Source organism: Ureibacillus thermosphaericus (assembly GCF_002370195.2).
Taxonomy (GTDB): Bacteria; Bacillota; Bacilli; order Bacillales_A; family Planococcaceae; genus Ureibacillus; species Ureibacillus thermosphaericus.
Genome location: NZ_AP018335.1, coordinates 1,030,112 through 1,054,789, shown reverse-complemented (window position 1 = coordinate 1,054,789; position 24,678 = coordinate 1,030,112). Strand labels below are relative to the sequence as shown.

The 24,678-nt window shown below is 35.7% G+C and carries 23 protein-coding genes; 8 read left to right on the top strand and 15 right to left on the bottom strand.

The features are described 5' to 3' along the window. Positions 1–290: 290 nt before the first annotated feature. The 10 genes from UtA1_RS05135 to UtA1_RS05090 all read right to left on the bottom strand — a co-directional run bounded on the left by UtA1_RS05135 (position 291) and on the right by UtA1_RS05090 (position 12,498). A complete protein-coding gene (locus UtA1_RS05135; RefSeq protein WP_096550253.1) occupies positions 291–2,474 on the bottom strand; it encodes a DNA topoisomerase III in 2,184 nt (727 codons plus the stop codon). A 128-nt stretch (positions 2,475–2,602) separates the two neighbouring features. After that, a complete protein-coding gene (locus UtA1_RS05130; protein WP_096550252.1) occupies positions 2,603–3,469 on the bottom strand; it encodes a glycosyltransferase family 8 protein in 867 nt (288 codons plus the stop codon). Positions 3,470–3,645: 176 nt separating this feature from the next. Continuing rightward, on the bottom strand, positions 3,646–4,293 hold the full coding sequence (locus tag UtA1_RS05125) for a YdhK family protein (RefSeq protein ID WP_096550251.1): 648 nt from the start codon (positions 4,291–4,293) through the stop codon (positions 3,646–3,648). A 342-nt stretch (positions 4,294–4,635) separates the two neighbouring features. Then, positions 4,636–7,065 carry a heavy metal translocating P-type ATPase gene (locus tag UtA1_RS05120; RefSeq protein WP_016837350.1) on the bottom strand — a complete coding sequence of 810 codons (2,430 nt, stop codon included), beginning with the start codon at positions 7,063–7,065 and terminating at the stop codon, positions 4,636–4,638. Positions 7,066–7,160: 95 nt separating this feature from the next. After that, complete coding sequence (copZ, locus tag UtA1_RS05115; RefSeq protein ID WP_016837351.1) at positions 7,161–7,367, bottom strand: copper chaperone CopZ; 207 nt, start codon at positions 7,365–7,367, stop codon at positions 7,161–7,163. A gap of 19 nt (positions 7,368–7,386) precedes the next feature. Further along, positions 7,387–7,704: a metal-sensitive transcriptional regulator gene (locus tag UtA1_RS05110; RefSeq protein WP_016837352.1), complete on the bottom strand. Its 318-nt coding sequence runs from the start codon at positions 7,702–7,704 to the stop codon at positions 7,387–7,389. Positions 7,705–7,842: 138 nt separating this feature from the next. After that, positions 7,843–8,970, bottom strand: a complete 1,128-nt coding sequence (locus UtA1_RS05105) for a Ger(x)C family spore germination protein (protein WP_172597828.1) — start codon at positions 8,968–8,970, stop codon at positions 7,843–7,845. Then, complete coding sequence (locus UtA1_RS05100) at positions 8,942–10,060, bottom strand: GerAB/ArcD/ProY family transporter (protein WP_096550250.1); 1,119 nt, start codon at positions 10,058–10,060, stop codon at positions 8,942–8,944. Before UtA1_RS05100 ends, UtA1_RS05105 begins: the two co-directional genes overlap by 29 nt. Next, positions 10,057–11,400 (bottom strand): spore germination protein, encoded by a 1,344-nt coding sequence (locus UtA1_RS05095; protein ID WP_096550249.1) that lies wholly within the window; start codon positions 11,398–11,400, stop codon positions 10,057–10,059. The genes UtA1_RS05100 and UtA1_RS05095 overlap by 4 nt, the downstream gene beginning before the upstream one ends. Positions 11,401–11,943: 543 nt before the next feature. Further along, positions 11,944–12,498: an NADPH-dependent FMN reductase gene (locus UtA1_RS05090; protein WP_016837356.1), complete on the bottom strand. Its 555-nt coding sequence runs from the start codon at positions 12,496–12,498 to the stop codon at positions 11,944–11,946. 519 nt (positions 12,499–13,017) lie between these two features. Between UtA1_RS05090 and UtA1_RS05085 the strand changes: the two genes are divergently transcribed. The 6 genes from UtA1_RS05085 (at position 13,018) to UtA1_RS05060 (ending at position 17,072) form a co-directional block, all read left to right on the top strand. Further along, complete coding sequence (locus UtA1_RS05085) at positions 13,018–14,064, top strand: PseG/SpsG family protein (protein WP_016837357.1); 1,047 nt, start codon at positions 13,018–13,020, stop codon at positions 14,062–14,064. Positions 14,065–14,258: 194 nt separating this feature from the next. Beyond that, positions 14,259–14,630, top strand: a complete 372-nt coding sequence (locus tag UtA1_RS05080) for a response regulator (RefSeq protein ID WP_016837358.1) — start codon at positions 14,259–14,261, stop codon at positions 14,628–14,630. Positions 14,631–14,633: 3 nt separating this feature from the next. Then, positions 14,634–15,527 (top strand): hypothetical protein, encoded by an 894-nt coding sequence (locus UtA1_RS05075; RefSeq protein ID WP_096550248.1) that lies wholly within the window; start codon positions 14,634–14,636, stop codon positions 15,525–15,527. Between the two features lie 113 nt (positions 15,528–15,640). Continuing rightward, positions 15,641–15,826, top strand: a complete 186-nt coding sequence (locus tag UtA1_RS05070) for an SE1832 family protein (protein ID WP_016837360.1) — start codon at positions 15,641–15,643, stop codon at positions 15,824–15,826. A 348-nt stretch (positions 15,827–16,174) separates the two neighbouring features. After that, positions 16,175–16,585, top strand: coding sequence for a transcriptional regulator Spx (spx, locus tag UtA1_RS05065; protein WP_016837361.1), 411 nt, complete (start codon positions 16,175–16,177; stop codon positions 16,583–16,585). A gap of 49 nt (positions 16,586–16,634) precedes the next feature. Continuing rightward, entirely contained in the window at positions 16,635–17,072 is a 438-nt protein-coding gene (locus UtA1_RS05060; RefSeq protein ID WP_096550247.1) for a MarR family winged helix-turn-helix transcriptional regulator, read from the top strand. A gap of 131 nt (positions 17,073–17,203) precedes the next feature. Here the strand turns inward: UtA1_RS05060 and UtA1_RS05055 are convergent, their stop codons facing one another. Further along, positions 17,204–17,749, bottom strand: coding sequence for an RNA polymerase sigma factor (locus tag UtA1_RS05055; protein ID WP_016837363.1), 546 nt, complete (start codon positions 17,747–17,749; stop codon positions 17,204–17,206). A gap of 221 nt (positions 17,750–17,970) precedes the next feature. On the opposite strand from UtA1_RS05055, the gene UtA1_RS05050 reads away from it, so the two are divergent. Both UtA1_RS05050 and UtA1_RS05045 read left to right on the top strand, forming a co-directional pair. Further along, on the top strand, positions 17,971–19,350 hold the full coding sequence (locus UtA1_RS05050) for a dipeptidase (RefSeq protein WP_096550246.1): 1,380 nt from the start codon (positions 17,971–17,973) through the stop codon (positions 19,348–19,350). A gap of 243 nt (positions 19,351–19,593) precedes the next feature. Then, on the top strand, positions 19,594–21,033 hold the full coding sequence (locus tag UtA1_RS05045) for a tetratricopeptide repeat-containing diguanylate cyclase (RefSeq protein ID WP_096550245.1): 1,440 nt from the start codon (positions 19,594–19,596) through the stop codon (positions 21,031–21,033). Between the two features lie 470 nt (positions 21,034–21,503). Here UtA1_RS05045 and UtA1_RS17040 read toward each other — a convergent pair whose 3' ends face one another. From UtA1_RS17040 to UtA1_RS05025, 4 genes are all read right to left on the bottom strand, one after another. Beyond that, positions 21,504–21,647, bottom strand: a complete 144-nt coding sequence (locus UtA1_RS17040) for a hypothetical protein (RefSeq protein ID WP_172597780.1) — start codon at positions 21,645–21,647, stop codon at positions 21,504–21,506. Positions 21,648–22,115: 468 nt separating this feature from the next. After that, on the bottom strand, positions 22,116–23,003 hold the full coding sequence (gene cyoE / locus UtA1_RS05035) for a heme o synthase (protein ID WP_096550244.1): 888 nt from the start codon (positions 23,001–23,003) through the stop codon (positions 22,116–22,118). 169 nt (positions 23,004–23,172) lie between these two features. Then, a complete protein-coding gene (locus UtA1_RS05030; protein ID WP_096550243.1) occupies positions 23,173–24,222 on the bottom strand; it encodes an AbrB family transcriptional regulator in 1,050 nt (349 codons plus the stop codon). A gap of 163 nt (positions 24,223–24,385) precedes the next feature. Next, positions 24,386–24,658: a DUF1292 domain-containing protein gene (locus tag UtA1_RS05025; RefSeq protein WP_016837368.1), complete on the bottom strand. Its 273-nt coding sequence runs from the start codon at positions 24,656–24,658 to the stop codon at positions 24,386–24,388. Positions 24,659–24,678: the final 20 nt, after the last annotated feature.

Below are 24,678 nucleotides of genomic sequence, written 5' to 3'. Positions count from 1 at the left end.
CAAATTTCTGAAAGTATGATTCTGAAATTCTTAATATAAAAAAGTTGTTCCATCATCGAAACGATCTGCTACGGCTCAAGTCGCTATGATAATCACCAAAATAAAAAATTGGGTTATCATATACTATTTAGTACAGCGACTTCAACAGCAGAGGAGCTTCTTGGACTAATCATTTGCCCAAGTACGATGTTTATTAATGGAGCAAGTTTCAGTCTCTTTTTGAGTTTCTTCATATTTAAAGATGCTATAAAAAGAAACTAGGCAGCATCTTATCTGCCTAGTTCTTCTATTTAATCTAATTTTAATTTCTTTAATGCTTCCGCAAGAGCGTTATTAATCGGTTCTTTTTCGTCTTCTTTCTTCAAATATTTTTGCAGAGTGCGCTTATCCACTTTACCATTCGTTTGTTGTTTTCGTTTTTCTTGGAACGTGGACCATTTTTCTCGGAATCCGCATTGACATACAAGAATTTGGCCCTCTCCTTCTCCTCGCAATTCCAGCTTCTTATGGCAATTCGGACAACGAACATTCGTGAAGCGAGAAATGCTTTTTCGATAACCGCATTGTCGATCTTGGCAAACAAGCATTTTCCCTTTTTTTCCGTTCACTTCTAGCATTGGCTTTCCACATTCAGGACAGTTTTTTGTTGAAAGATTGTCATGTTTGTATTTTTTATCGCTCGATTTGATTTCTCCAACAATTTCTTTTGTATACTGCTTCATTTCGTTGATGAACGTTTCTTTTTTCATTTTGCCTTTCGAAATTTGTTCCAACTTCATCTCCCACTCAGCAGTTAGAGCTGGAGATTTTAAATCTTCTGGCACTAAATCTAAGAGTTGACGCCCTTTTGAAGTTATATAAATTTCTTTTCCGCCCCGTTTTTCAATTAAGAAACTATTGAATAATTTTTCGATAATATCCGCGCGGGTCGCTACCGTACCAAGTCCTCCGGTAGATTTTAAAGTATCCGCAAGCTTTCGATTGCTCGACTCTAAATACTTTGTCGGATTTTCCATCGCAGAAAGCAATGTGGCTTCGGTAAATCTTGCAGGTGGTTTTGTTTGTCCTTGGGTCATTTGAATACTCGTAATCGTTAGTGTATCCCCTTTTTCCATTTGCGGTAAAATTTGCTCATGTACATCCTCTTCATCTTCTTCAACAAAATCATTTGCATATACTTTTTTCCATCCAGGTGTTAGTATGTTTTTTCCTTTTGCAATAAATGTTTCGTCCCCAATTTTTGCGTTCATTGTAAGCTGTACGTATTCGGTTGGAGGAAGGAGTACTGCCAAAAATCGTTTTACAACTAAATCGTAAATTTTTCGCTCTTTATCGGAAAAAGAAGAAAGATTGACGTTCTGTTCTGTCGGGATAATGGCATGATGATCGCTCACTTTACTGTTATCCACAAAAGATTTGTTAACTTTGATTGGCTTTTTTAATATTTCATTGGCAAGTTGTCGATATTCCCCTACACCACATGCTTTAAGCCTCTCAGGAATGGTAGCTACGATATCGGATGAAAGATATCGCGAATCCGTTCTTGGATACGTTAATACTTTATGATACTCATATAGCTTTTGCATAATATTCAATGTTTCTTTTGCGGAAAAGCCGAAAATTTTATTAGCATCCCGCTGCAATTCTGTTAAATCGTAGAGGCCAGGAGCGTAAGATTTTTTCGTCTTTTTCTCGATGTTTGTAACGACAGCATGTTTGTTGCTTAATTTTTGGATGATCGATTCGATTTTTTCTTTGTGGAAACTTTGAGTGTTTCCTTTTGCATCTTTCCATGTTAGCTTCACTTTGTCGCTAGTCGCTTGTATTCCATAATAATTTTTCGGTACGAAGTTTTTGATTTCTTCTTCACGAGCAGCAATAATGGCAAGCGTCGGTGTCTGCACCCGTCCGCAGTTTAGTTGGGCGTTGTATTTTGTCGTAAGAGCACGGGTAGCGTTTAATCCGATATACCAGTCTGCTTCTGAACGGGCAACCGCTGAGGCATATAAGTTCTCATATTGCTTACCAGGCTTTAAATTTTTAAAGCCTTCCTTAATGGCTTTATCTGTCACCGATGAAATCCAAAGACGCTTGATGGGTTTACGAACTTTCGCTTTTTCAATAATCCAGCGAGCAACTAACTCCCCTTCTCGTCCGGCATCGGTTGCAATAATGATTTCCTTTACATCTTTTCGAAGCAGTTGATTTTTCACCACTTGAAATTGTTTTGCGGTTTGCTTAATAACCGAAAGTTTCATTTGTTCTGGCAGCATTGGTAAATCTTCAAGTTTCCATGTTTTATATTTCACATCGTAACTCTCAGGGTCTGCAAGGGTTACTAAATGACCAAGAGCCCAAGTAACGATATATTGATTCCCCTCTAAAAATCCATTTCCGCTTTTTTTGCAATTGAGCACTCGAGCAATATCACGAGCCACTGATGGTTTTTCGGCTAATACTACACTTTTTGCCATAGGTTACATCCTTTCGTCAGTCATAGGATAACTATAGCATATCTCGTCTCTCCATTCATTTTCGAGCCAACTATTGTATTTCCATTTTCACTATGCTTCATGGATAACTGTTACAATACTATTGCCACTTAATATACTTTTCCACTAGTAGATTCAGCTTTCCAATCTTCCAATGCTAAAATTGTGTCTTTCGTTATTTTCTCGTAATGTTTATATAATGAATAAAATTTCCCGCTGTAATTTTTCCTCCATGGTTTCTTTTTCCCACAGAAATGTAGGATAACTGTATGATTCATGACATAATCCATATCTACTTTACCATTACTTTTTAGCTTATAAATGTTATAAAATCTAGCATCATAATTGTACTTTACTTCGTCAATCCCTTTAATTTTCTTGGAATAAAGGGCGTTCATAATATCTTGGTCAGGCATAATAAGCTTAGAATGATATTTTTTTACAAAATTAAATATATCCTTTTCATCAATAACTTCCCGTTGCAATGCTAAGTTCATTAATAAAACGCCAGAGTTATAATACGCTTCCAAATCAAATGGATTGAATCGTATTTTATTAATTTCTACTATTGGCATTGTTCGATGATCTGCTGCTGCATAAAGATATCCTTCCAAATCAAGCTCATACAGTTCTCTGATTGGATTAATCACTAATATATCTGGATCTAAATAAAGTATACGGTCAATTGTTTGCGGCAAAAATTTATGGGCAAGTAATCGATAATACATCGTTTTCGTATAGTGCAAAAGAGTTGGGGCTTCGCTAAACAACTCTTCATCAATTTGAATAGGATGAAATTCATGACCTTCGCTCGCAATAAAAGCTTCTAATGATTCTAGTTGTTGAGCAGATATTGAAGAATGGACAAGATAAATGGAGAAAGGCTCTTGTGGATTGTTCATAAACAGTGATTTTAACATTATTTTTAAAGGATAAAGATAATTGGAGTCAACCGTTGCAAGAATATTCTTCTTCATGGCGTTCATTCCTTTATATGAGTGCTAATAAGAATATCTTAATAAAAAAATCTGCTTATTAACAAATAATTGAAACAAAGCAACGTTCATAAACAATAAAAAACACACCATTTTGAGCTCTAATGCAAAATGGTGTGTTTTGATTGTTTCATTTTCGGATGTCACACTATCAATATTTATTTTGCTGGAGATAATTCGCTTTCTTTGAGCCATTGATAATTTTTTACAGGTTCTCCTTCTTTATCGATATAATCTACCATATAAACTACCGTTTCTTCAACGGTATCAATGACTCCTTCCGCTCCTTTCATCCCCTCTTCTCTGTCAGCTTCAATAATGACTTTAGATCCAACATCTAATTTTTTTTCACCAAGTGGCTGGATTTCTTCTCGAACAAACCATTTTTCGTTTTCTTCCAGTTCTTCATCGTGTGTCGATACATAAGAAATGGAATATACTGTTGTTTCATAGGCTCCGACAATGGTTCCTTCTGATCCTTGCATATCATCATCATGAGCTGCATTGATGATGACTTTGTCTCCTATTTTATATTTCGGGTTTTTAGCTTCTTTTAATCCTTCCGGTATTTTTCCCCAAGTAGCATGCGATACATCGGCATGACTCTCTACACCATCCATGTTTGGCCCAACTACTTTATCTCCGTCTGCTTGATTGTTTGTTACGATATTGTCAGCTGAATCGTTATCCGTGTATTGAGCTGGATTTTCTGAATTTTCCATAGAGATGTTTTCATCTTTTTTTCCACATGCAGTTAAAGAAAAAACGCAAAGTGCTGCTGTGAGTATTAGAAGCTGCTTTTTCATTGGAATTCCTCCTGTTAGTGATGAAGTTTCTCTGGCAGACTCCACATTTGTTATATTTACAGCATTTGCATTTCATAGGGATTTATGCGTTGAAGTTAAATAGGAAGTTGCAAGTATTTTATTCAAAGTCGCAAGTATTTCAAATTTTCCCGAAACTTGCGAGGTAACGATAATTTTTGAAAAAGGGGACGCCGGAAAAGTCATTTGAGACGAACGCTTTGAGACGAGGATAATGGGAACTAGTTTCGACTACCACAGGAGCAAAGATTTTTAAAAAATCAAGATTATCAAGAGATAAGGGTGTCTAGGAAATTGTCGACTTTCTAAACACCCCTCATAACGCTATGAATTTAGTTTTACTCGTTGCAATCTTAATGCATTCAATACAACCGATACCGAGCTGAAGGCCATCGCTGCACCGGCAACCCATGGTGCAAGGAATCCTGCCGCTGCAATCGGAATACCTATCGTATTATAGGCAAAGGCCCAGAACAAATTTTGCTTAATGTTTCGCATTGTTTTATGACTCATCAAAATCGCATCCGCAATGCTATTTAAATCACCGCGCATTAACGTAATATCCGCTGCCGCTATTGCTACGTCTGTTCCGGTACCAATCGCCATTCCGATATCTGCTACAGCTAAAGCAGGAGCATCGTTAATGCCATCTCCGACCATTGCGACCTTTTTTCCTTCATTCTGCAATTTTTTAATTTCTTCTGCTTTCTGTTCTGGAAGCACTTCAGCGATTACTTGATTAATGCCAACTTCCTCTCCAATTGCTTTCGCCGTTCGTTCATTATCTCCTGTCAGCATAATCACTTCAATGTCCATTTCTTTTAGTCGTTGAATTGCTCGTTTTGACGTATCTTTCACCGTATCGCTGACAGCAACCAACCCTGTATACTTGCCGTCAATGCTCACTAACATAGCGGTTTTTCCTTTTTGCTCAAACTGTTCCATAAGAGGTAAAACGTCCGCTATCTCCACATGATTGTTTTGCATTAACCTTCTAGTTCCGATGAGCACTTCTTTTCCATCGACGCTTCCTTTAACACCCATGCCAGGAATTGCTTCAAATGCTTGAACTTCTCGAAAGGCAATTCCCTTCTTTTCAATCCCCTTCACAATAGCTTGGGCTAAAGGATGTTCTGATTGCTTTTCAATAGAACCAATTAAGGAAAGAAAAGTTTCTTCATCTTCACCTTCTGCCAAGGAAAAATCCGTTAATTCTGGTTCACCTTTTGTAACAGTCCCTGTTTTATCCACTACGACCGTATCAATATGGTGAGCCTGTTCAAGATACTCTCCACCTTTAAATAAAATCCCGAACTCTGCAGCTCTTCCCGTACCAGCCATAATAGATGTCGGTGTTGCAAGACCTAGTGCACAAGGACAAGCAATGACTAAAACGGAAATCATTGCTTCTAATGCCGGTGTCACTTCCCCCGGTGTAATAATGAAAATCCAAGCTATAAAAGTTATAATCGCAATACCTACTACAATCGGGACAAAAATGCCAGATATTCGATCGGCAAGTCGTTGAATTGGAGCTTTTGATCCTTGAGCAGCTTCTACAATTTTTATAATTTGAGCAAGTGCTGTGTCGCGCCCAACTTTTGTGGCTTTTATTTTCATGAAACCATTTTTATTAATAGTTGAACCGTATACAATGGAACCAACTGTTTTATCTACTGGAATGCTTTCGCCTGTTAACATCGATTCGTCTACAGCCGTTATTCCTTCAATCACTTCGCCGTCTACAGGAATTTTCTCTCCTGGTTTTACGAAAATAATATCACCAACAACTACTTCTGCTAGAGGAATTTCCTTTTCCACACCATCCCTTAAAACAAGGGCAGTTTTTGCTTGTAACCCCATCAGTTTCTTAATCGCTTCTGATGAACGTCCTTTCGCTTTCGCTTCAAATAATTTCCCTAAAAGAATTAATGTAATTAATACTGCGCTTGTTTCAAAATAAAGTTCAGGGTGCATATGAGTACCAAATGTTTTCAGTGTTTGATATAAACTGTAAAAATATGCGGCGGACGTACCGAGCACAACAAGAACGTCCATATTGGCACTGCCGTTCTTTAATGCTTTATATGCACCAACATAAAACTGCCATCCAATGATAAATTGCACTGGGGTAGCAAACGCCAATTGTACCCACGGATTCATTAAAAACTTAGGCATATAGATGAATGAAGTAAACGGAAAATGCCCTACCATTGTCCATAATAATGGTAAAGAAAAGATAGCAGCAATGATGAATTTACTCTTTTGCTTGCGGATTTCTTGAGCGCGATAATCCAGCTCTTCTTGATCATTTTCTTTTACGTGGGCGCCATAACCTAATTTTTCAATCCGCTGAATAATATCTGAAAGGCTGACTTCAGAAGGATGAAATTCGACCGTCGCATTTTCTAAAGCAAGATTGACCGTAGCATTTGAAATGCCAGACATTTTATTAAGCCCTTTTTCAATGCGATTGGCACAAGCCGCACAAGTCATTCCTGTAATGACGAGTTCCTTTTTCTCTTTTGCAACGCCATAACCTAAATCTTCAATTTTCTTTTCCAATTCTTTTACACTAATCTTGTTTGGATCAAAATCAATCGTTGATTTTTCTAATGCCAAGTTGACATGGGCATTCTCAACCCCGGGCATTTTCTTTAATCCTCTTTCAATGCGATTAGCACAAGCTGCACAAGTCATTCCTGTTATTTGCAGCGATGTTTCTTTTACATTAGGGTTTTGTTCTTGATTCATAATGAGGTTCACCTCTTGCGTATACCTTTATAGGGTATATTAAATGGAAGAAGAAAAGTGCTTCATTTGAAAAGCACTTTCCCTAATTACGTTTATTATTCCACATCGTAACCTTGTTCATCGATTGTTTCTTTAATTTGATCGATTGTAACTTTTGATTGATCAAAAGTTACATTTACTTCGCCAGCTGCTAAATTCACTTTTACCTCTTGTACACCATCTAAAGCACCAACGCTTCCTTCAACGGCTTTTACACAGTGATTGCAAGACATTCCTTTTACCTGTAATGTAACGTTTTCCATCACGTTTCCTCCCTCAAATTTATTTGCGCATCAACTTTTGAATCGTTATAACCAATTCATCGATGATTTCCGAATCTCCTTCTGCTAATCGATCGACAACACATCCTTTAATGTGTCCTTCTAATAAGATTTTGGCGACGCTATTTAAAGCCGATTGAGTAGCAGCAATTTGCGTAATCACATCATCACAATATACATCCCGTTCAATCATACCTTTAATGCCACGAATTTGTCCTTCAATTCGATTCAAACGGGTGATTAAATCCTTTTTTACATGTTCTGGATGGTGGCTCTTTCGGTGAGAACAATGCTCTTCATTTAGATTTTCCAGTTTCATCTACCTCCAATCCTTAAACTCATTATACTATACGGTGGTATGGTATGCAATTAATTAGAAGAAAGAAAAAAGATCTAATATGGAATTGTTTTTTCCAACTCGATCTTTTTCCACGACTTTCCTCTATACTGGTTCAATTTATTGAATGCTACCTGTACTTTTCAAATTTGACTTCACAACGACTTCTACATCTGCGTTTTTATATGCTTCTAGCCATTCCTCGTGAGTCATTCGATTTTTAGGCAAAGTATGAGCATAATATTTTAAACCGAAACCGAACGGGTCATATCCTTCCCTTTTCATCTCATGAATAAATTCTGATACTTTTTCCTTCATTTCCTCATCTAACATTTTGCTATATCTTGATAATTCTTTACTGCTTAATGTATTCTTTGATTCTGTGATCATCCCTGCTAATTTCATTTCGATCTTTATGGAAGCTTTATTATTTTCTACATTTACATTGTATTTTGACTTGATGGAGTCAATTCTAGAAACAAAATATTCACCTTCTCTTTTTACAGCAAAGAATATCGTCTTTGCATTCATAGAAAGTGTTTTAAAAAGTAAAGTTTTGTCGGTATCTAATTCGTATGGAGGCCGATTATCTGCCAGTACTATTGATTTATTAATAATAAAATGTGTTTTCGGTTCGTTCATTTCAACAATCGGTAAAATTGGATCAATTCCTTCTTCTTTTAACCTTCTTCGAAAATCAAATAAAAAAGTGGAGATAATGTATGAACTTTCTGCTCCGTTATTGTCAAAATAATTGAAGATGGTTGGTTGTAATGCTGTTTCCCCTGCAGGTAAAAATTTAATAATCTCTTCAGCATTAGGTCTACCCACTGCAAAATAAGAAATCATTTGAATATCAGGTCTTCGTATGAGAAAATCCAATATTTCCTTATAATTATCATTTTGAAGTATTTTCTCCCCAACCACAATTAGCTTCGAGTGGCCAAAATCCAATTCTTTATCTAAATGAGATTCCAATATCGAAATCGTTTCTGCCAACGTCTTACCGTTTTTTGAAAGATATGTGTACTCAGGCGTTGGATTTTGTCTAAACGAACTCGTTGGAACGTAAAGCTTTAAGATGATTTTGTATGGTTTTTCAGGATCATCGGTCTCATCAATCCCAATCATCGAAACAAACACCATTTTATCTATATCTTTGAATTCTCCGCAACCTGTGAGAACGATGAGGAATGGAATCGTTATTAGGATGAATAATTTAACTTTCATTCGCTTTTTTATTAGCACCTTTCATCCTCCTAATGATATAGATAAATAAAAAAATCATAGCAAAGAAATTGACAACAGCTATGTTGAAGAAGTATTTGGAGTATTGAAACAACTGATACTCTGTTAATGATACGATTATATAGAGAGAACTAACGGTGAAAAAGACAATCAAAATGATATAACCGATATTTATTCCTTTAAATTTCATTTTTTCTAATTTGAAAATATACTTGAATAACTCGACCGCTACATGCCAGTGAATCAAGATACTTAAAAAAGCCATTGATAAATAAAGAAGTAAAAAAACATATACTAGACGTTCTATTACAAAATATCTCATTCTCATGGAGTCGCTCGTAGCAATCCATGGATAAATAAGCTCACCAACTGTCTCCGAACCATGAAAACCGATTGGTATAAAATAAGTCGTAAAAGTGGTTGCAATGGCGATAAAAACAAGTACAATGATTTGTTTTAAACCAAAGTTTTGTTTTTGGGTAAAGAAACGGTTAAAAATCACGAGATTCACTACGCCAAGAAATAAAAATATACTTGAAGAAACTGCATGTATATTGGGTGCTTGCACAACATGTAACATTGCTTCCCTAATAAAATCCCAATTTAAATTTTTGCTTGTATATGCTTTGATAATAATAAAAATAATGATAGGAAAATTAATTACAAAAACGATTTCGATGGTGTATAACACTCGATCGGTTTTCATAAAACATCCAAATATAATAGATAAAATTAAGGTTAACCCAATAAGCATAATTGGTATATCAGGAGTTAAATACCGTATAAGCAAAAAAGAGTAAGTAATTAATGTGCTTATCCCTGCAATAAACCACATAACCGCCATAAAAAATAATAATGGATAGTAAAACCATTTAGATGTCGTTTGTACCAACAGTTCCGGAAATGTCTTCCCTGGGAAGGCATTAAAAAATTTCGTATAAACAATCACAATTACTAGCCCTAATATGATACCGACAATTAAAGACAATACAGCTCCATCGTTTCGATACCGCAAAAGAATGGTAGGAACAGCTGAAATAATATTTGCAATCATATTAATCATGACTAAATAATAATAAAATCGACTCAAGCCTGTCCCTCCGAATCCTGATTACCTTTTCGGTAGTTATAAAACCTTAAATACGGTTCCCCAAAGCTTGTCAAATTTACTAGATACATAATGAAACATAAAAAACCTAATGTGAGGCCAGCTAAACCAAAAATACTTGCAACTACAATCAACATCAATCGTACAATGCGAATGGCAAAGGCCATTTCATTTACTGGAATGACGAAGGTCGAGATTGCAACTGCCGATACGATAATGACCATGATATTAGAAGCAAGGGCCGCTTCCGTTACAGCTGTTCCTAAAATAAGACCTCCAACCGTTGCTGCCGTTGCACTAATCGCCTTCGGAAGTCGAATACTCGCCTCGAGTAACAGTTCCATAAAAAAAAGCATAAATAATACTTCTACAAAGGAAGTAAATGGAACTCCCATTCTGCTTCCTGCGATGGTCAACATTAATTCTGTTCGAAATACCTCTGGTGAAAAGGACACAGCGCCTATATAAATTCCTGGAAGTAAAATACATACGAATATACCAATATAACGCAGCAATTTTAAATAATATGAAATCGCTAATGTGTGGTAATTATCTTCCATGGTTGTCATAAAATCGAAAAATACGACAGGCGCAATCATTGATTGAGGGCTACCGTCTACCAACAATATCACTTTCCCACCAGCAAGGTTGTAAACAATTCGGTCTGGTCGTTCTGTTAGTAACATTTTAGGAAATAAGGAATACCGTTGATCATTTAATAAAGTATTGAATTGAGGTGCCTCTGTAATGACTTGCATATCAATTTTCTCTAATTTTTCCCTGATACTTTCCAATGCCTTTCGTTTTACTTTTTTATCATCATAAATTAGCGCCATTTTTGGCTTATTTACTTCACCTTTTTCGAAATATTCAATCATTAAAGACGGTTGATGATACGAAGAACGTATCACATTAATATTGGTCATCAAGTTATCACTTAATGCCAATTCAGATCCATGGATGGTTGTTTCAACAGAAGTAGAATTGACATCACTATTTTTTGATAACTTGAAATCAAGGGAATATAAATTGTCTTGAATTTCAATAAGTACATTCCCTTCCATCACAAAATAAAGTGCTTTTTCTTTTGAAGGGACTTCTTGAAATTGAGGTAATGCAAATAAGTAAAGGTTAAATTGTTCTTGTGTCGGCAATTCAAAAAATGGATTAATAATGTATTTTTGATATAATTCTTGGTCAATTAGCGATTTAATAAATAATACTGTAATTTGTTTATGATCTAACTCTAACTTCTTTTGTATCAAATCATTCTTATCTTCAAATTGACTGGCAATCCATGAAAGATTTACTTTTGAAGACATTGGTATAATCTCCAATCTTCTATAGTATGAAGCAGTATATATTTTAGAATATCCAATTCACATACTTGCTAACCGTAAATTTATGAAAACGATTTATGCTCTTTACACACAAAAAGGATAAAAATTAGTGATGAATTGAAAAAATAAAAGAGGTTGGGACAAATCTAAAAAAACATCATTTTCTCCAAGGAGAAAATGATGTTTTTTTGATATGTTATTAAAATTGATTTCCGTTCCGGGGACGCTTTCCGCGGGCCCGGCTCGAGCCTCCTCTGATTCAATCCTTCGCTCCTGCGGTGTCTCGAGAGGGCTCGTCGCAGGAAAGCTTTGAATTTACTTCCTTGAACTTGCTCCGCTTTGCGACTAAGCGTGCGCGACAGGAGCACTCGCCCCGTCACTTCAATCAATTATTCGTTATATCAATTTTTTATCAAAACTCTTTCAATTGCCCCTTTAATTTTTTGTTTATGTCCCAGCCTCTTTCAATTAAAGTCTTTCTATTTTCAAATTTAGAAAAATTAATTAGTCGCGATTTATTCAAAATTAGTGTTTATCAATCGGTTCTTTTGTTAGCGATTCGCTCATTTTGCAATATTGAACGAAGACGCGAGCTAATTCACGTAAACGCTCATGAATATCCTGATCGATTATTTGATCATTTTCACCAAAATGGGATGTATGAGTATATACATAGTTTGGAGTGACTAAACAGCGGAAATAATCTAAAATCGGTCTGAATTGATTTTCCACAACTAAATGGTGTTGGAATGTGCCACCGTTAGCCACAATTGCTGCTGGTTTATAGCGCAACGCTTTTGGTGGCAACATATCTAAAGCATTTTTTAATACGCCAGGAATGGACGCTTGGTAAATAGGCGTTGCAAATATATAGCCATCCGCTTCTTCGAATTTTTGAATCATCATTTTCATATCGTCATTTAGCGGACTTCCATCTAAAATTTGATGTTTTAATTTAGAAAAATATAATATTTCCAATTCCAAACTGGAATCAAATTCTTTTATATATTGCTCCACCTGTCTTAAGAGTGCACCCGTCTTTGTACCAAAAACTGTACCATCTACGAGTAGAATTTTCATGTTGTAAATCCTCCATCTATTGTTATCATCCATCTGTTAATTGTAGCAAATGCACAAATCTTTCGATAGGGAACCGTATTAAAAAAGAAAAAGTTCAGTCTTTAGGCTGAAAATATTATTCCATTGTTAGTTTACTGACGGGTATTTTAACGCGCATTCTCATTTTATTATGGAGCATTCATTTAATTTATACTAAACGAAAATTTATTTTTGTTTTTTAATTCATCAACAAAATCAAATTATTTACAAACACTTGCCAGTTTTCGGACTTGCGGTTTCTCTCAAACTATTCGCCAGGTCTGATATGATAACAGAAAGCATTCCCACTGTTCCGCCAAAAACCATAGCTGAACGTCTGTTCATAGTAAACAACCTTTCATTTTCTTCCTTTCCCCATCATAAAATAATCAATATTTCAAAGCTAGAAAGTTGAAAATCTTTTACTTATTTATAATTTCACACATACTTTCAAATATTTAACCATATTTTAAATAATGATTGGGAAAGGATGGGATTGGTATGCAGAATGATTTGAGTAGAAAACCAAAAAAGAAAATTGCTTTTATCGTTGAGTATAGTGCTATTAAAGGCTACTACCCATTTGAAAGAACGAGCATCCTTGCAAAACTATTAAAAACTGAAGAGGACGTTACGGTTTTTCTTAAAAATGTATCAGATGAAGCATTAGAAATATTTACAGATGCACAACTTTCACCGATACTCTATGACCATATCGACGAACTAGTAAAACACCTGAAAGAATTGCAGCCAGATTTAATTGTACAAGATGGAAAAGATACGTATGTTGAATATGTAGAAACGATTAGACCGCTGTGCAAAACGTTAGTGCATTTCGATGATTTTGGTGAGGGAGCAGAGCTTGCTGATTGTAATATTATGTCTATATTAGAAGAAACGAGAGAAACGACTGCTCAAAATATTCTAGCAGGAAGCTTCGCCTTCGCGGTTACGGATACACTAAAATCAATTGCTGAATCTAGAGTTTCTAACGAATTATCAAACCCGCCACATATCATCGTTGCTTATGAAGATGGAGACGACAACAACTTAACATACCGCACTTTGCGCCACTTAACCCACCTACAAATCCCACTAAAAGTGACAATAGCAATCGATCGAGAATATAAGCATTCAATCAGCGATTTACAAATGATGGCGTTGAGCCGAAGAAATACAAAAATTTTCAAAGATGATAAACCACTCGATAAATTATTGCCAGTTGCAGATATCGTCATTTGTAACGCCAACTATACGCCATATAAAGTGGCTGCCGTCGGTATCCCTTGCATCGTATCAGCACAAAATGAACGGGAATTAAATAATATCTTCCCAAGAGAAAATAACGGTTTTATAAACTTAGGATTGGGCCGCAAAATGAAGCAGTCTAACATTCAAAATGCTGTTATGGAATTATTACTCCATGAAGCAAGACGTGAACGAGCAGTTCGAAAACAAATTCAATTAGAAATCCAAGATAATAATGAAGTATTAAAATCGCTTCTACTAGATTTCGCCTATGAACGGCATAATATTGTATCATTATAACCTAGCTTTTCAATACTATTTTCCTATATATCTAAACTTTTTAGCCGGTTCGATTTTAGAATCGGCTGTCTTTTTATATTAAATATCCATAAATTTTGTTAATTGTTAAAATTTTTGGATAGTCATCTAGAAAATCTTCATAGGTATGTAGTACTATATAAATAAGCAGGTATTAATAAAAGGAGCTGATGGCATTGGAAAAATTTACAGTTCTAATTTGTGACGATTCTCTCCTCATTAGAAAGAAATTAAAAGAAGCCCTCGAAGAATTAAATTTTCAAGCAATCTATGAAGCACAAAATGGCATTTCAGCAGTAGAACAAGTAGAAAAATATAAGCCAAATCTAGTATTTTTAGATATCGTTATGCCTGAAAAAGATGGAATTGAAACACTTAAAGAAATCAAAGAAATCAGTCCTGAGACGAAGGTTATAATGGCCTCTTCCGTTGGTACAAGCAGCAAATTAAAAGAAGCCCTTCAACTTGGTGCATATGATTTTATTCAAAAACCTATTCAATTTGAAACTCTTACGAACATTGTTGAGAAAGCCTTAAAGGAGGGATAATCCATGTTTAGCCAATATTTCGGTCACTACTTATTAAATCGTGGATTGATTACAAATGAACAACTTCAAGATGTGCTAGAGTATCAAGAAGCGGTGCACGTAAAGTTTGGTGTTATTGCTGTCGACAAAGGTTTGATGACTTCTAATCAAGTAAATGAAGTCCATGAAAAACAAAAACAAATGGACAAGCGTTTCGGTGAAATTGCTATTGAACTTGGATATCTAACAGAAGAACAAGTTGAAGAGCTTATTTCCCATCAAAAACAAGGCCATCTATATTTAGCACAAGCGTTAATAGACCGCGGTTATATGACAATGGATGAATTCAGTTCAGCTTTAAATGACTATAAGAAAGAATATAGTCTATCCACCGAAATGTTTGAGGAAATTCAAAGCGGAAATATCGATGCATTAGTGGAAAACATTTTAACTAAAGATCACAAAGAAATTCGTGAACAATACGGAGACTACATTTCCCTTTTTGCGAAAAATATGATTCGCTTCATTGATCGCCAAACATTCCTTAAAATTTCAAACGAAGAAGTTCATCATTCAAAATGGTTCGTAAGTCAAGAAATTACTGGAAGTGCTCCACTATTTACAGCAATTGCAGCTGATGATCAATCGTTGCTGCACATTGCATCGAACTATGCAGAAGAGAATTTAACTGAAATTGACGAACTTGCCAAAGATGCCTTTAGTGAATTCTTAAATTTACATAACGGAATCTATTTAGTCAACATGTCGAACTGGGGTACAGAACTTTCTATGAATCCTCAAAAATTCCAAGAAAATGTCAAGGTCTCAGGCGAATTTGTAACGGTAACAGTGAAAACTCAAAAAGGATCCTTCCAATTAATCCTTTCTACAAATCCCGAAAAAGTGAACATCCATTAATTTGCATCAATGGTCGAATACGGCCATTGTTTTTTTAGATGAATGAAAACTCCAATCCTTTATGATACAATAACCATATTAATGTGACTGAACATGAAAGATGGGAGTTAATTATGTTGACAAAACGAGAAATTGAACAGCAAATTGCTGAAATTAAAATGGATTATATCAATTTGCAAGGCGATATAGAGAAACTTGAAAATACTGGCCATATTGATTCGGTAATGCAAGCAGAAGAACGACTAGCTCGTATGGAAAAGAAATTAGCAGAGCTCAATAAGCTACTCGCGGAAATGTAAATCGCGAGTTTTTCTTTTTTTCAATTCATTTCCCTTTCTAACAGAAATTGTACTTTGCATTATTATAATTAAGAAATCCATTAAATTCTCTTACTCTTCCAGAAAATTTATTTTTACTGTGAAAATCAAAATTTCCCCTTCTGTAATATTCAAATAAAATAATTTCCCTAAAATTGAAACTTTCGCCCAATAAAAACGTAATTATTATTAGAAAAATGGTTATACATTATTTAGTCGTCCACTTTTTTTCAAAATTGACTTTGATTTATCTTACTGGTAAGATATCTAATGCTGTTTTCTCTTACAATACCAAAACACAACTCTAAACCATTATTGGAGGCGGTATATATGACAGTTACCATCTACACCCAATCTAGTTGTTCTTCTTCACGCAAAGCAATTAAATGGCTTAAAGAACACAATATCCCATTTACAGAAAAACGCATTACATCTCAACCACTTACATTATCAGAGTTCAAAAACATATTGCGCATGACGGAAGATGGGACAGATGAAATTATTGCAACAAACTCAAACGACTTCAAAAACTTAGATGTTGACATTGATCAACTTTCCATCCAAGAGCTTTATGAATTAATTAAAGAACATCCTCGAATGCTGCGTAGTCCAATTTTAATTGATGAAAAACGCATCCAAGTCGGTTATAACGAAATGGACATCCGTCGATTTATTCCACGCAAAGTTCGTGTATATGAATTAAATGAATTGAGAAAGCATGCTGACGAAATTGTAAGTTAAATTATCTTCCCCTACCCTTGTACTGAAAATGAAAGTGGAGCTGAAAATAATGGATAACCAACGATATGAGACCATTTCCAGCCTATTTGAAGTGGTTTCAACGCTAGAGCGAAAATGGTCTAATGAATGGAATCAACTTAATGATTTAGGTTTTTCAAAAACCCATATTCTTTTGTTAGATTTACTTGCAAAAGAAGGTCCAAAGCGCCCTTCTCTCATTGCGGAACGATTAAAAATTACAACAGGTGGAGTAACCGTTTTAACATCGAAACTGTTAAAAAGCGGATATATTCAAAAAACACAAAGTGCAAACGATCGCCGCGTATCTCAAATCGCAATTACTCCTGAAGGAAGAAAAGCATTAGAACAATCCAAAACTCCGGTGATGGCATTAGTTCATTCCATGTTTGGCATGTTATCAAACGAGGAAATCCAAACATTGCATAACATTTTTGAAAAATGTTTAGAAAATTATCCTTATAAATAAAAAGGGTGTGGAAGTATGTTTGTACGTCGAATGTTAAGGAAAATGCAAGTTGCCTATAATAGCAGCTTGCATTTACTGTTTCCATAGAAAAAACTTGTGGCCATTGGATGACCACAAGCTACTTTTCAATGTTATACCGGCACAACCACATCTACCAAGTTGTTATCTGACATTAAAATTTCTTTCAGTCTTTGCTTTGCACGGAATAAGCGGGATTTTACAGTGCCGATTGATACTTTCATTAAATTGGATATTTCAGCTAAAGAATATTGCTCAACGTAAAAATACCAAAGCGTCTTTTGATAAATACTATCTAATTGTTTCATTTTTTCCTGCACAATTTTAGTAATGACCACTTTTTCAATTTGTTCTTCTGTGGAAACTTCATTATTTGGAACCAATTCTAGTATTGGAACGTCTAAAGTTTCAGGTTGATTCATTACATACTTACTGCGGCGCACATTTTTCCGATAACGATCTCGAAACGTATTCATTGTAATGGTCGTAAGCCATGCTTTTACATGATCAACTTGTTCCACTTGCTTTTGGTTGCGGACAACTTTTACCCACACCTCTTGCATTAAATCCTCAGCTTCTAAAGGATTGCGCGTTAATTTTAAACATAAATGATATATATAACGATTAAACTCTTCGTAAACATCACAAATTTTACTCATCGTTCAATTCCTCCGTATTTAAGAGCTTTCTGTATACATTTTCCCAAAAATTTGTATTACACTCTATATGATTAGCTTTCAATTACATTACATTTCTGTAAGATTTCTATTATTGCTTCCCCCTTTTTATTACCTTTCTCAAAATGTTTTGACATTCGCTTGAAATTTCCAATTCTATGATATACTAATTTTTAGAAAATTTTTTGAATCGGGGGATTTATATGGACTTGCAACGTTTTCATGAGTATTTTGAAAAAAATCGCGAAAAGCATTTACAGGAGCTGTTTGAATTTTTATCTATTCCTAGCATCAGCGCACTATCCGACCATAAGCAAGATATAGAGCGTGCAGCTCAATGGCTAAAAAATCAGATGGAACAATTGAATCTTGAAAATGTATCCATTGACCAAACAGCTGGGCATCCTGTCGTTTATGGTGAATGGCTTCATGCTGAAGGAAAGCCTACAGTGTTAATTTACGGACATTATGACGTTCAACCAGTTGATCCATTACACTTATGGAAAACAGAACCTTTCAAACCTGAAATCATTGAAAATAAATTGTATGCTCGAGGAGCGTCCGATGATAAGGGACAAATATTCATGCACCTAAAAGCAATTGAAGCACTTTTCGCGATTCTCGGTACATTGCCTGTCAATGTAAAATTCATTTATGAAGGTGAAGAAGAAATTGGAAGCGCTAACCTTCCTTCTTATATAGAGGAAAATAAAGATAAATTAGCAGCAGATTTCATTTTAATCTCTGACACAAATATGTATGGTCCAGGTAAACCGGCAATCTGCTATGGATTACGAGGACTTACAGGCCTCCAAATCGATGTGCGTGGAGCGAAAAGCGACCTGCACTCTGGTCTTTACGGTGGTGGAGTGCAAAATGCAATCCATGCGTTAGTAGCAATTCTTGATTCATTCCGAGATCATACAGGTAAAATTTTAGTCGAAGGATTTTATGATGACGTTCGACCACTATCAAATGAGGAACGTAAAGCCTTTGCTGACCTACAATTTAATGAAGAAGCATTAAAAGAGGAACTGGGAGTTGATGAATTGTTTGGTGAGGAAGGCTACTCCTATCTTGAAAGAACTTGGGCTCGCCCTACTTTAGAAATCAATGGAATTTTCGGTGGATTTTCCGGAGAGGGAATTAAAACCGTTTTACCAAATGAAGCAGGAGCAAAAATAACTTGCCGACTTGTTCCAGACCAAGATCCCGACAAAATCATTGCGTTAATACAAAATCATATTGAAAAACATACACCTAAAGGGGTAACCGTCACTGTAACGAAATTTGACAGCGGGGCACCATATCTTACACCTTTTGACCACCCATTAATTCAAACAGCAAGCAAATCGTATGAAAAAGTGTATGAATCCCCTACTGCATTCACTCGCGGCGGAGGATCTATTCCAATTGTTGCAACCTTTGATCAAATCTTAAATATCCCTGTCGTGTTAATGGGATTTGGTTTAAGTACAGAAAACTTCCATGCACCAAATGAACACTTCCACTTAGAAAACTTTGATAAAGGATTGCGTGTTCTTTGCGATTATTTATGTGAAGTTGCCAACCTCTCTTTGTAATTGAGTAGTAAAATTTTCGTTAAAACTTTTTCTCACTAACCTAAATTTTCCATAAAAAACGTTTAAGAATTTTGTACTGTTTAGACCCCTTATGAAAAGTCATGAAATTACTTTTATATTGTCAAATATTGTATACATTTTAGTATCCCTTTGAAGTTTATAATATAAATAGGGAAGAAATACCCAGAAAACCATTGTGTTTCCAAGGTATTTCTTCCTTCCTTCAACGAGAGGGGTAGAAAAATGAACGCTCAATTGTACCATTTAACAAGGTTGGAATCGCTCACAGGAAACCTTTTTATCGATGGCAAGTATAAAGAAGCTATTGAGTTGGGGAAAGAACTATTAGAAACCGCTAAAAAAACCGAAGATATTAAGGCCACGATGAATGCCCATTTGAATCTTGCTTGTTGTTATTATTATTTAGGTGAAATTGAAATCGCTTTCCAACATATTCTTGATTATAAAGTTTTGTGTGATGAATTCGGAGACGATCGGGATAAGTATTACTTATATTATTTGAGTGCTTTGATATATGCTTATGAAGAAAATTTCGAAGAAGCAAAAGAAGCGATGAAGCAATGTATACGGATTGCACAAGAATTAGAAATGTTTTATTCAGTAAGCAGCAGTTTCAACTCCTACAGCAACTACTTATTGCATGAAGGAAACTATGAAAAAGCACTTCACTATGCGTTAAAAGCATTAGCCATTGCAAAAGAACATTGCCCTAGTGAAATATTATTGCAATGTCATATCTATTTAAGTATTGCATCAAGTTATATCGGTTTGAATGAATTATCGAAGGCAGAAAAAATTATCAATCATCTAGAGCTCAACCAGTATATCAACAACCTACCTCATGAAAAAGCGCACTTTCTCCATGTGAAAGCCACATTTCATCGTTCCAAAGGTGAGTATGATATAGCATTGCAATTATTACATAAATCTTTCAACATATATTCTGAATATAATAATCAAATGAAATTAAAGTCTATATTGAAAGTAATTGCAGAAATTTATGAATCCCTTGGCAATTATAAGAAATCTTACGAAGCGATTAAAGAATATTTAACAATTGTTGAAAAACTGTTTTCCACTCGCCTTTCATCTAAAATACGAGAATTGGATGTCAATCAAAGCATTAAAGCGATAGAAAAACGGGCAAATGTGGACAGTTTAACAGGAGTATATAATCGTTATTATATTGAAACAACATGTGACAAGTGGCTCAAAGAAATAAAAAAAACAGATGAACATATTTGTTGTGTCGTCATCGACATTGACTCGTTTAAAAATATTAATGATACCTTTGGCCATTTAATAGGTGATGAAGTGATTAAAGGGGTCGCACAGGCTTGTTTAAAGGTGGCTAATGAAGATAAAGAAAATATCATCGTCGGTCGTTACGGTGGGGATGAATTTATTGTCCTCTTAAAAGGATATCCTTCACATTCCATTATGGAAAGAGCAAAACAACTTTATAATGAAATTACTTCCTTTCAGATAAACTATTTAACAAATGAAATTAAAGTGACTGTTAGCATCGGAGTAGTATGTACCAATAGCATTCCATATGCTAAAAAGTTCACTCAAATCTTTAAAGTTGCCGATCAAGCTCTCTATATGGCAAAAAGACAAGGAAAAAATCAAATTGTCTACCTCTCAAATGAAAACTGTTAACATACAAAAAGGCTGGTTCGCCAATGCGTCCAGCCTTTTCCAAACCTTATAAGCTAGTTATAAAAAATATAGGGGAGGTTTTATTGATCAGTCGAACAAATTTTAGGTTCTTATGAGCTTACATGATACTTTTACTAAAAGAGCAATTTTTTATACAGCAACTACATTTTTCGCTGTATTGTAATATTACTATAGCACCCCATCATCTCTTTGTACATCAACTCTCGAAATATGTCACATTTTTATCATATTTTTGTTCACAAATTTAATATTTTTATTTTTTCATCATTGCATTTTTTGTTACATATACAGGAATTTCCTTGCAACTAAACTTTATTGACATAGTTATGGCAGAGTTTTTATGAATAACTATGTTAATTTATTGATATATGTAAAATCGAGTAGGAGGGAGTGATTAGCTCCCGTCCTCTCACACCACCGTACGTACGGTTCCGTATACGGCGGTTCAATTAAGATAATTGACGCAAGTTTTCATAACTTCCGTGAATAGCTTGTCTTCTTATGCCAGTGGTCACTCCACCCTCCAAGAGGTCTCCCACGGGATTCACCGCTTCCTTCCTCAAGTGAGGTACTACGTTTTCTGTGTTCATCATGACTCACTGAATGCCAAGGGCTATTCTCTCTTAATTGTTCGGTCCTTCTCAGTTGTTCTAGACCAACTAATACTATGACCTCTGCTGACTTCTGACGGTTCAGCTACTTATCGCTAAGTAGGTTATGAAGAGTACTTCACCTATCCGCCAGACCTCCCCGGGTAAGTACATGCACTTTCACACCATCTATCCGCCTCATCTACTCGATATGACCTTCGACAGAAAGAGCTTTGTTTTGTTTGGCAAACTCACTCAATCATACCTAGCCTTATATGAGGTTCGTGTTCCTCGGACCGGTGTTTTGCCTCCAGCTTCCTTCAGATTCCGCGTCACCACGGACACCCTTGCTCTTGGCTAACCTCTACTTCTGTCTTCGGGGTTCGGGACTTACACCCTATAGTTCATGTACATGCCGGGCGCACCAAAATCAGACCGAAAGTTAACAATAACTTTCGGTCTCATCATACTTTAACGTAATATCATTCCTACTCCGGCATAAATAATGACTGTGGCAAACACTGCTGTCATGTAAATTAATGAATAGCCAAACATTTTATTTGCCCATTTATTCCCGTCCATTTGTCTATATCCTACTAAACTAATCCATAGCCAAATGCCGCCAAGCATTAGTGAAGAAAGCGTTAACCCCCAGCTTAACGGAACAAACAGAAAGCTCGTTAGCATGAGCAAAATTAAGTACACATTCGTTTGGATATATGTGCGTTTAACGCCCTTTACAACTGGAAGCATTGGGATTTTTGCTGCTGCATAATCATCCTTCTTACGGATGGCCAGTGCATAGAAATGCGGCATTTGCCAAATGATCATAATGATAAAGAGCGCCCAACATGCTGGGTGCCAGATCGTAGGTGCAACAGCCGCCCATCCAATTAACGGTGGAACCGCACCAGAAATACTCCCCACTTCAGTGTTCCAAATAGTTCTTCTCTTCGTCCACATCGTATATGGAACAACGTAGAAAAATACACCAAGGAATCCAAGAATTGCAGCTGTTAGTGTTGTTAAGGCTAAAAATCCAAGTCCGATAATCAGTAATAGTATTCCGACAATCAACAACGTGCGAAGATTAATTTCACCAGTAACAGATGGTCTCAATTTTGTACGGGACATCTTCGCATCAATATCATGATCATATATATTGTTGAATATTCCAGCTGCTCCGATGACTGCCGCCGAACCGATAAGAGCAAAAATCATATTCGGTATATTTTCAATAAAACTTAAATGATAAGTATAAAGGGCAAGCATTAAAGCGGCGAACATCGGAATTAAATTCGACTTGATGATTCCTGTTTTCACAGCTTTTTTCCACAATTCTATTTTTTTGTTTTGCATTTTATGTCATATTCCCCTTATCATTTCATAGACAAACTAATATATATCATACCATTTTTTCTTGTGAATCAACAATCGACAGTTTTTTACTATATTCGTCTGGTTTTTATGGCGACCCTACCATTAATAGTATCTATAAATGTTACTAGAAACAACCTTTCTGATTCTTTTAAGTATTAGTATTCCTTTCATCAATCTTTCGACAAGATACTTTTAATAATGGTAAAACAACGATAAAAACAAATAAAATTCGAAACATTTGAAAGACCGTCACGATCGATACATCCGCTCCAATGGCACTGGCAAGTAGACTCATTTGATCCAGCCCTCCTGCCGCTGTACTTAATATACTTGTTGACAAAGAATATTTCATCATTTGTGTCAACATCCACCCTTGTACAAAAGTAAAGAGCAACAGGAATATGGCAGTTCCAACACCTAATAATAGAACCTGCTTCCCCAATTTTAGCATGTTTGGCTTTAGCAGCTGTCCTATATAAGCACCAATCATTAACTGAGCCATATTGAGAAAAAGGCTTGGGACTTCTGGCATTTTAATCGAAAACAATTGGAGACCAATCACGAATAAGACGGGAGATAAAAAAGAAGAAACCGGAATTTTTATCTTCTTCCCTATCCTTGCAGCTACTATAGATCCGAGAATCAGTAGCAATAATGCCATCATTGAAGAGAAGGATAACATCGCTTCTTTCTTATCAGCTACTGCGTGGGCATGTAATATTAAGGGAATACCAATCACAATAGTGATTACACGAACAACATGAAAGTACGTGACAATGGCAATATCAATGCCTTCTTCCTCTTCTGCAAAGGCCACAATTTGAGAAAGTCCTCCGGGAACCGTACATGTCAATGCGGTTTTTAATGAAAGCTCCCCCACTCTCACAAGTCCAAATGCTAATAGAACACTAAATATTATAATCATGATGTTCAATAACAACATGATTCCAATAAGCCAGCCCATGCCGGAAAAAACAGTTAATTGAAAGCTTTGGCCAATGGTAATTCCTACGATGATTAATCCGAAGTTGCGTAATGTCGATGGCCAATAGAGGTGTGTTTTGATAAAAAATTGACTGATTAACACTGTAAAAATCGGACCGAGTAACCAAGGAACGGGTAAATGCAAAATGTTAAAAAGGTATACGCCCAATAAACTGATAACTAATACAATGCCCATCGATTGAATTTTGTGCACATAGAAGTCCCCTTTTTCATTTTCTTTCTATAAATCTAACATAATTTAACAATGCTTAAAATCTGCTTGCCAATATGGAGGGCTGCAATAATCATAAATATTTGATTATTATTTCTATAGATGAAAAAAACGGGAGCCTGTAAATCTTGCTCCCGTAAACATATTACTCTTCATCCATTTCATCCATCATTTGATCAAAGGCTTCTGACACTTTATCGAATTCTTCATCGGATTCAATCACGTCGAAGTCTCCCTCATCATCCACTTTCAAGAAAAAGACTTCGATATCCTCTTCATTCTCTTCATGTAAATCATCTGTAAAGGCAACTGCGACATAATCTTGTCCATCTACTGTCAGCGTTGCAACAACTTCAACTTCCTCTTCTTGTTCGTCATCCCCGATGGTAAACACTTCGCCAACTTCGATTTTTTCCATTTGAGTTCCTCCATTCTTTG

Bases quoted from the DNA above. Each gene is read 5' to 3' on its own strand.
- UtA1_RS05055 (WP_016837363.1), bottom strand. From the start codon at position 17,749: ATGAGTAAAATTTGTGATGTTTACGAAGAGTTTAATCGTTATATATAT.
- UtA1_RS05075 (WP_096550248.1), top strand. From the start codon at position 14,634: ATGTTTAGCCAATATTTCGGTCACTACTTATTAAATCGTGGATTGATT.
- UtA1_RS17040 (WP_172597780.1), bottom strand. From the start codon at position 21,647: ATGATGAACACAGAAAACGTAGTACCTCACTTGAGGAAGGAAGCGGTG.
- UtA1_RS05060 (WP_096550247.1), top strand. From the start codon at position 16,635: ATGGATAACCAACGATATGAGACCATTTCCAGCCTATTTGAAGTGGTT.
- UtA1_RS05095 (WP_096550249.1), bottom strand. From the start codon at position 11,400: ATGTCTTCAAAAGTAAATCTTTCATGGATTGCCAGTCAATTTGAAGAT.
- UtA1_RS05135 (WP_096550253.1), bottom strand. From the start codon at position 2,474: ATGGCAAAAAGTGTAGTATTAGCCGAAAAACCATCAGTGGCTCGTGAT.
- UtA1_RS05090 (WP_016837356.1), bottom strand. From the start codon at position 12,498: ATGAAAATTCTACTCGTAGATGGTACAGTTTTTGGTACAAAGACGGGT.
- UtA1_RS05085 (WP_016837357.1), top strand. From the start codon at position 13,018: ATGCAGAATGATTTGAGTAGAAAACCAAAAAAGAAAATTGCTTTTATC.
- UtA1_RS05130 (WP_096550252.1), bottom strand. From the start codon at position 3,469: ATGAAGAAGAATATTCTTGCAACGGTTGACTCCAATTATCTTTATCCT.
- UtA1_RS05070 (WP_016837360.1), top strand. From the start codon at position 15,641: ATGTTGACAAAACGAGAAATTGAACAGCAAATTGCTGAAATTAAAATG.
- UtA1_RS05050 (WP_096550246.1), top strand. From the start codon at position 17,971: ATGGACTTGCAACGTTTTCATGAGTATTTTGAAAAAAATCGCGAAAAG.
- cyoE (WP_096550244.1), bottom strand. From the start codon at position 23,003: ATGCAAAACAAAAAAATAGAATTGTGGAAAAAAGCTGTGAAAACAGGA.
- UtA1_RS05025 (WP_016837368.1), bottom strand. From the start codon at position 24,658: ATGGAAAAAATCGAAGTTGGCGAAGTGTTTACCATCGGGGATGACGAA.
- spx (WP_016837361.1), top strand. From the start codon at position 16,175: ATGACAGTTACCATCTACACCCAATCTAGTTGTTCTTCTTCACGCAAA.
- UtA1_RS05120 (WP_016837350.1), bottom strand. From the start codon at position 7,065: ATGAATCAAGAACAAAACCCTAATGTAAAAGAAACATCGCTGCAAATA.
- UtA1_RS05125 (WP_096550251.1), bottom strand. From the start codon at position 4,293: ATGAAAAAGCAGCTTCTAATACTCACAGCAGCACTTTGCGTTTTTTCT.
- UtA1_RS05110 (WP_016837352.1), bottom strand. From the start codon at position 7,704: ATGAAACTGGAAAATCTAAATGAAGAGCATTGTTCTCACCGAAAGAGC.
- copZ (WP_016837351.1), bottom strand. From the start codon at position 7,367: ATGGAAAACGTTACATTACAGGTAAAAGGAATGTCTTGCAATCACTGT.
- UtA1_RS05045 (WP_096550245.1), top strand. From the start codon at position 19,594: ATGAACGCTCAATTGTACCATTTAACAAGGTTGGAATCGCTCACAGGA.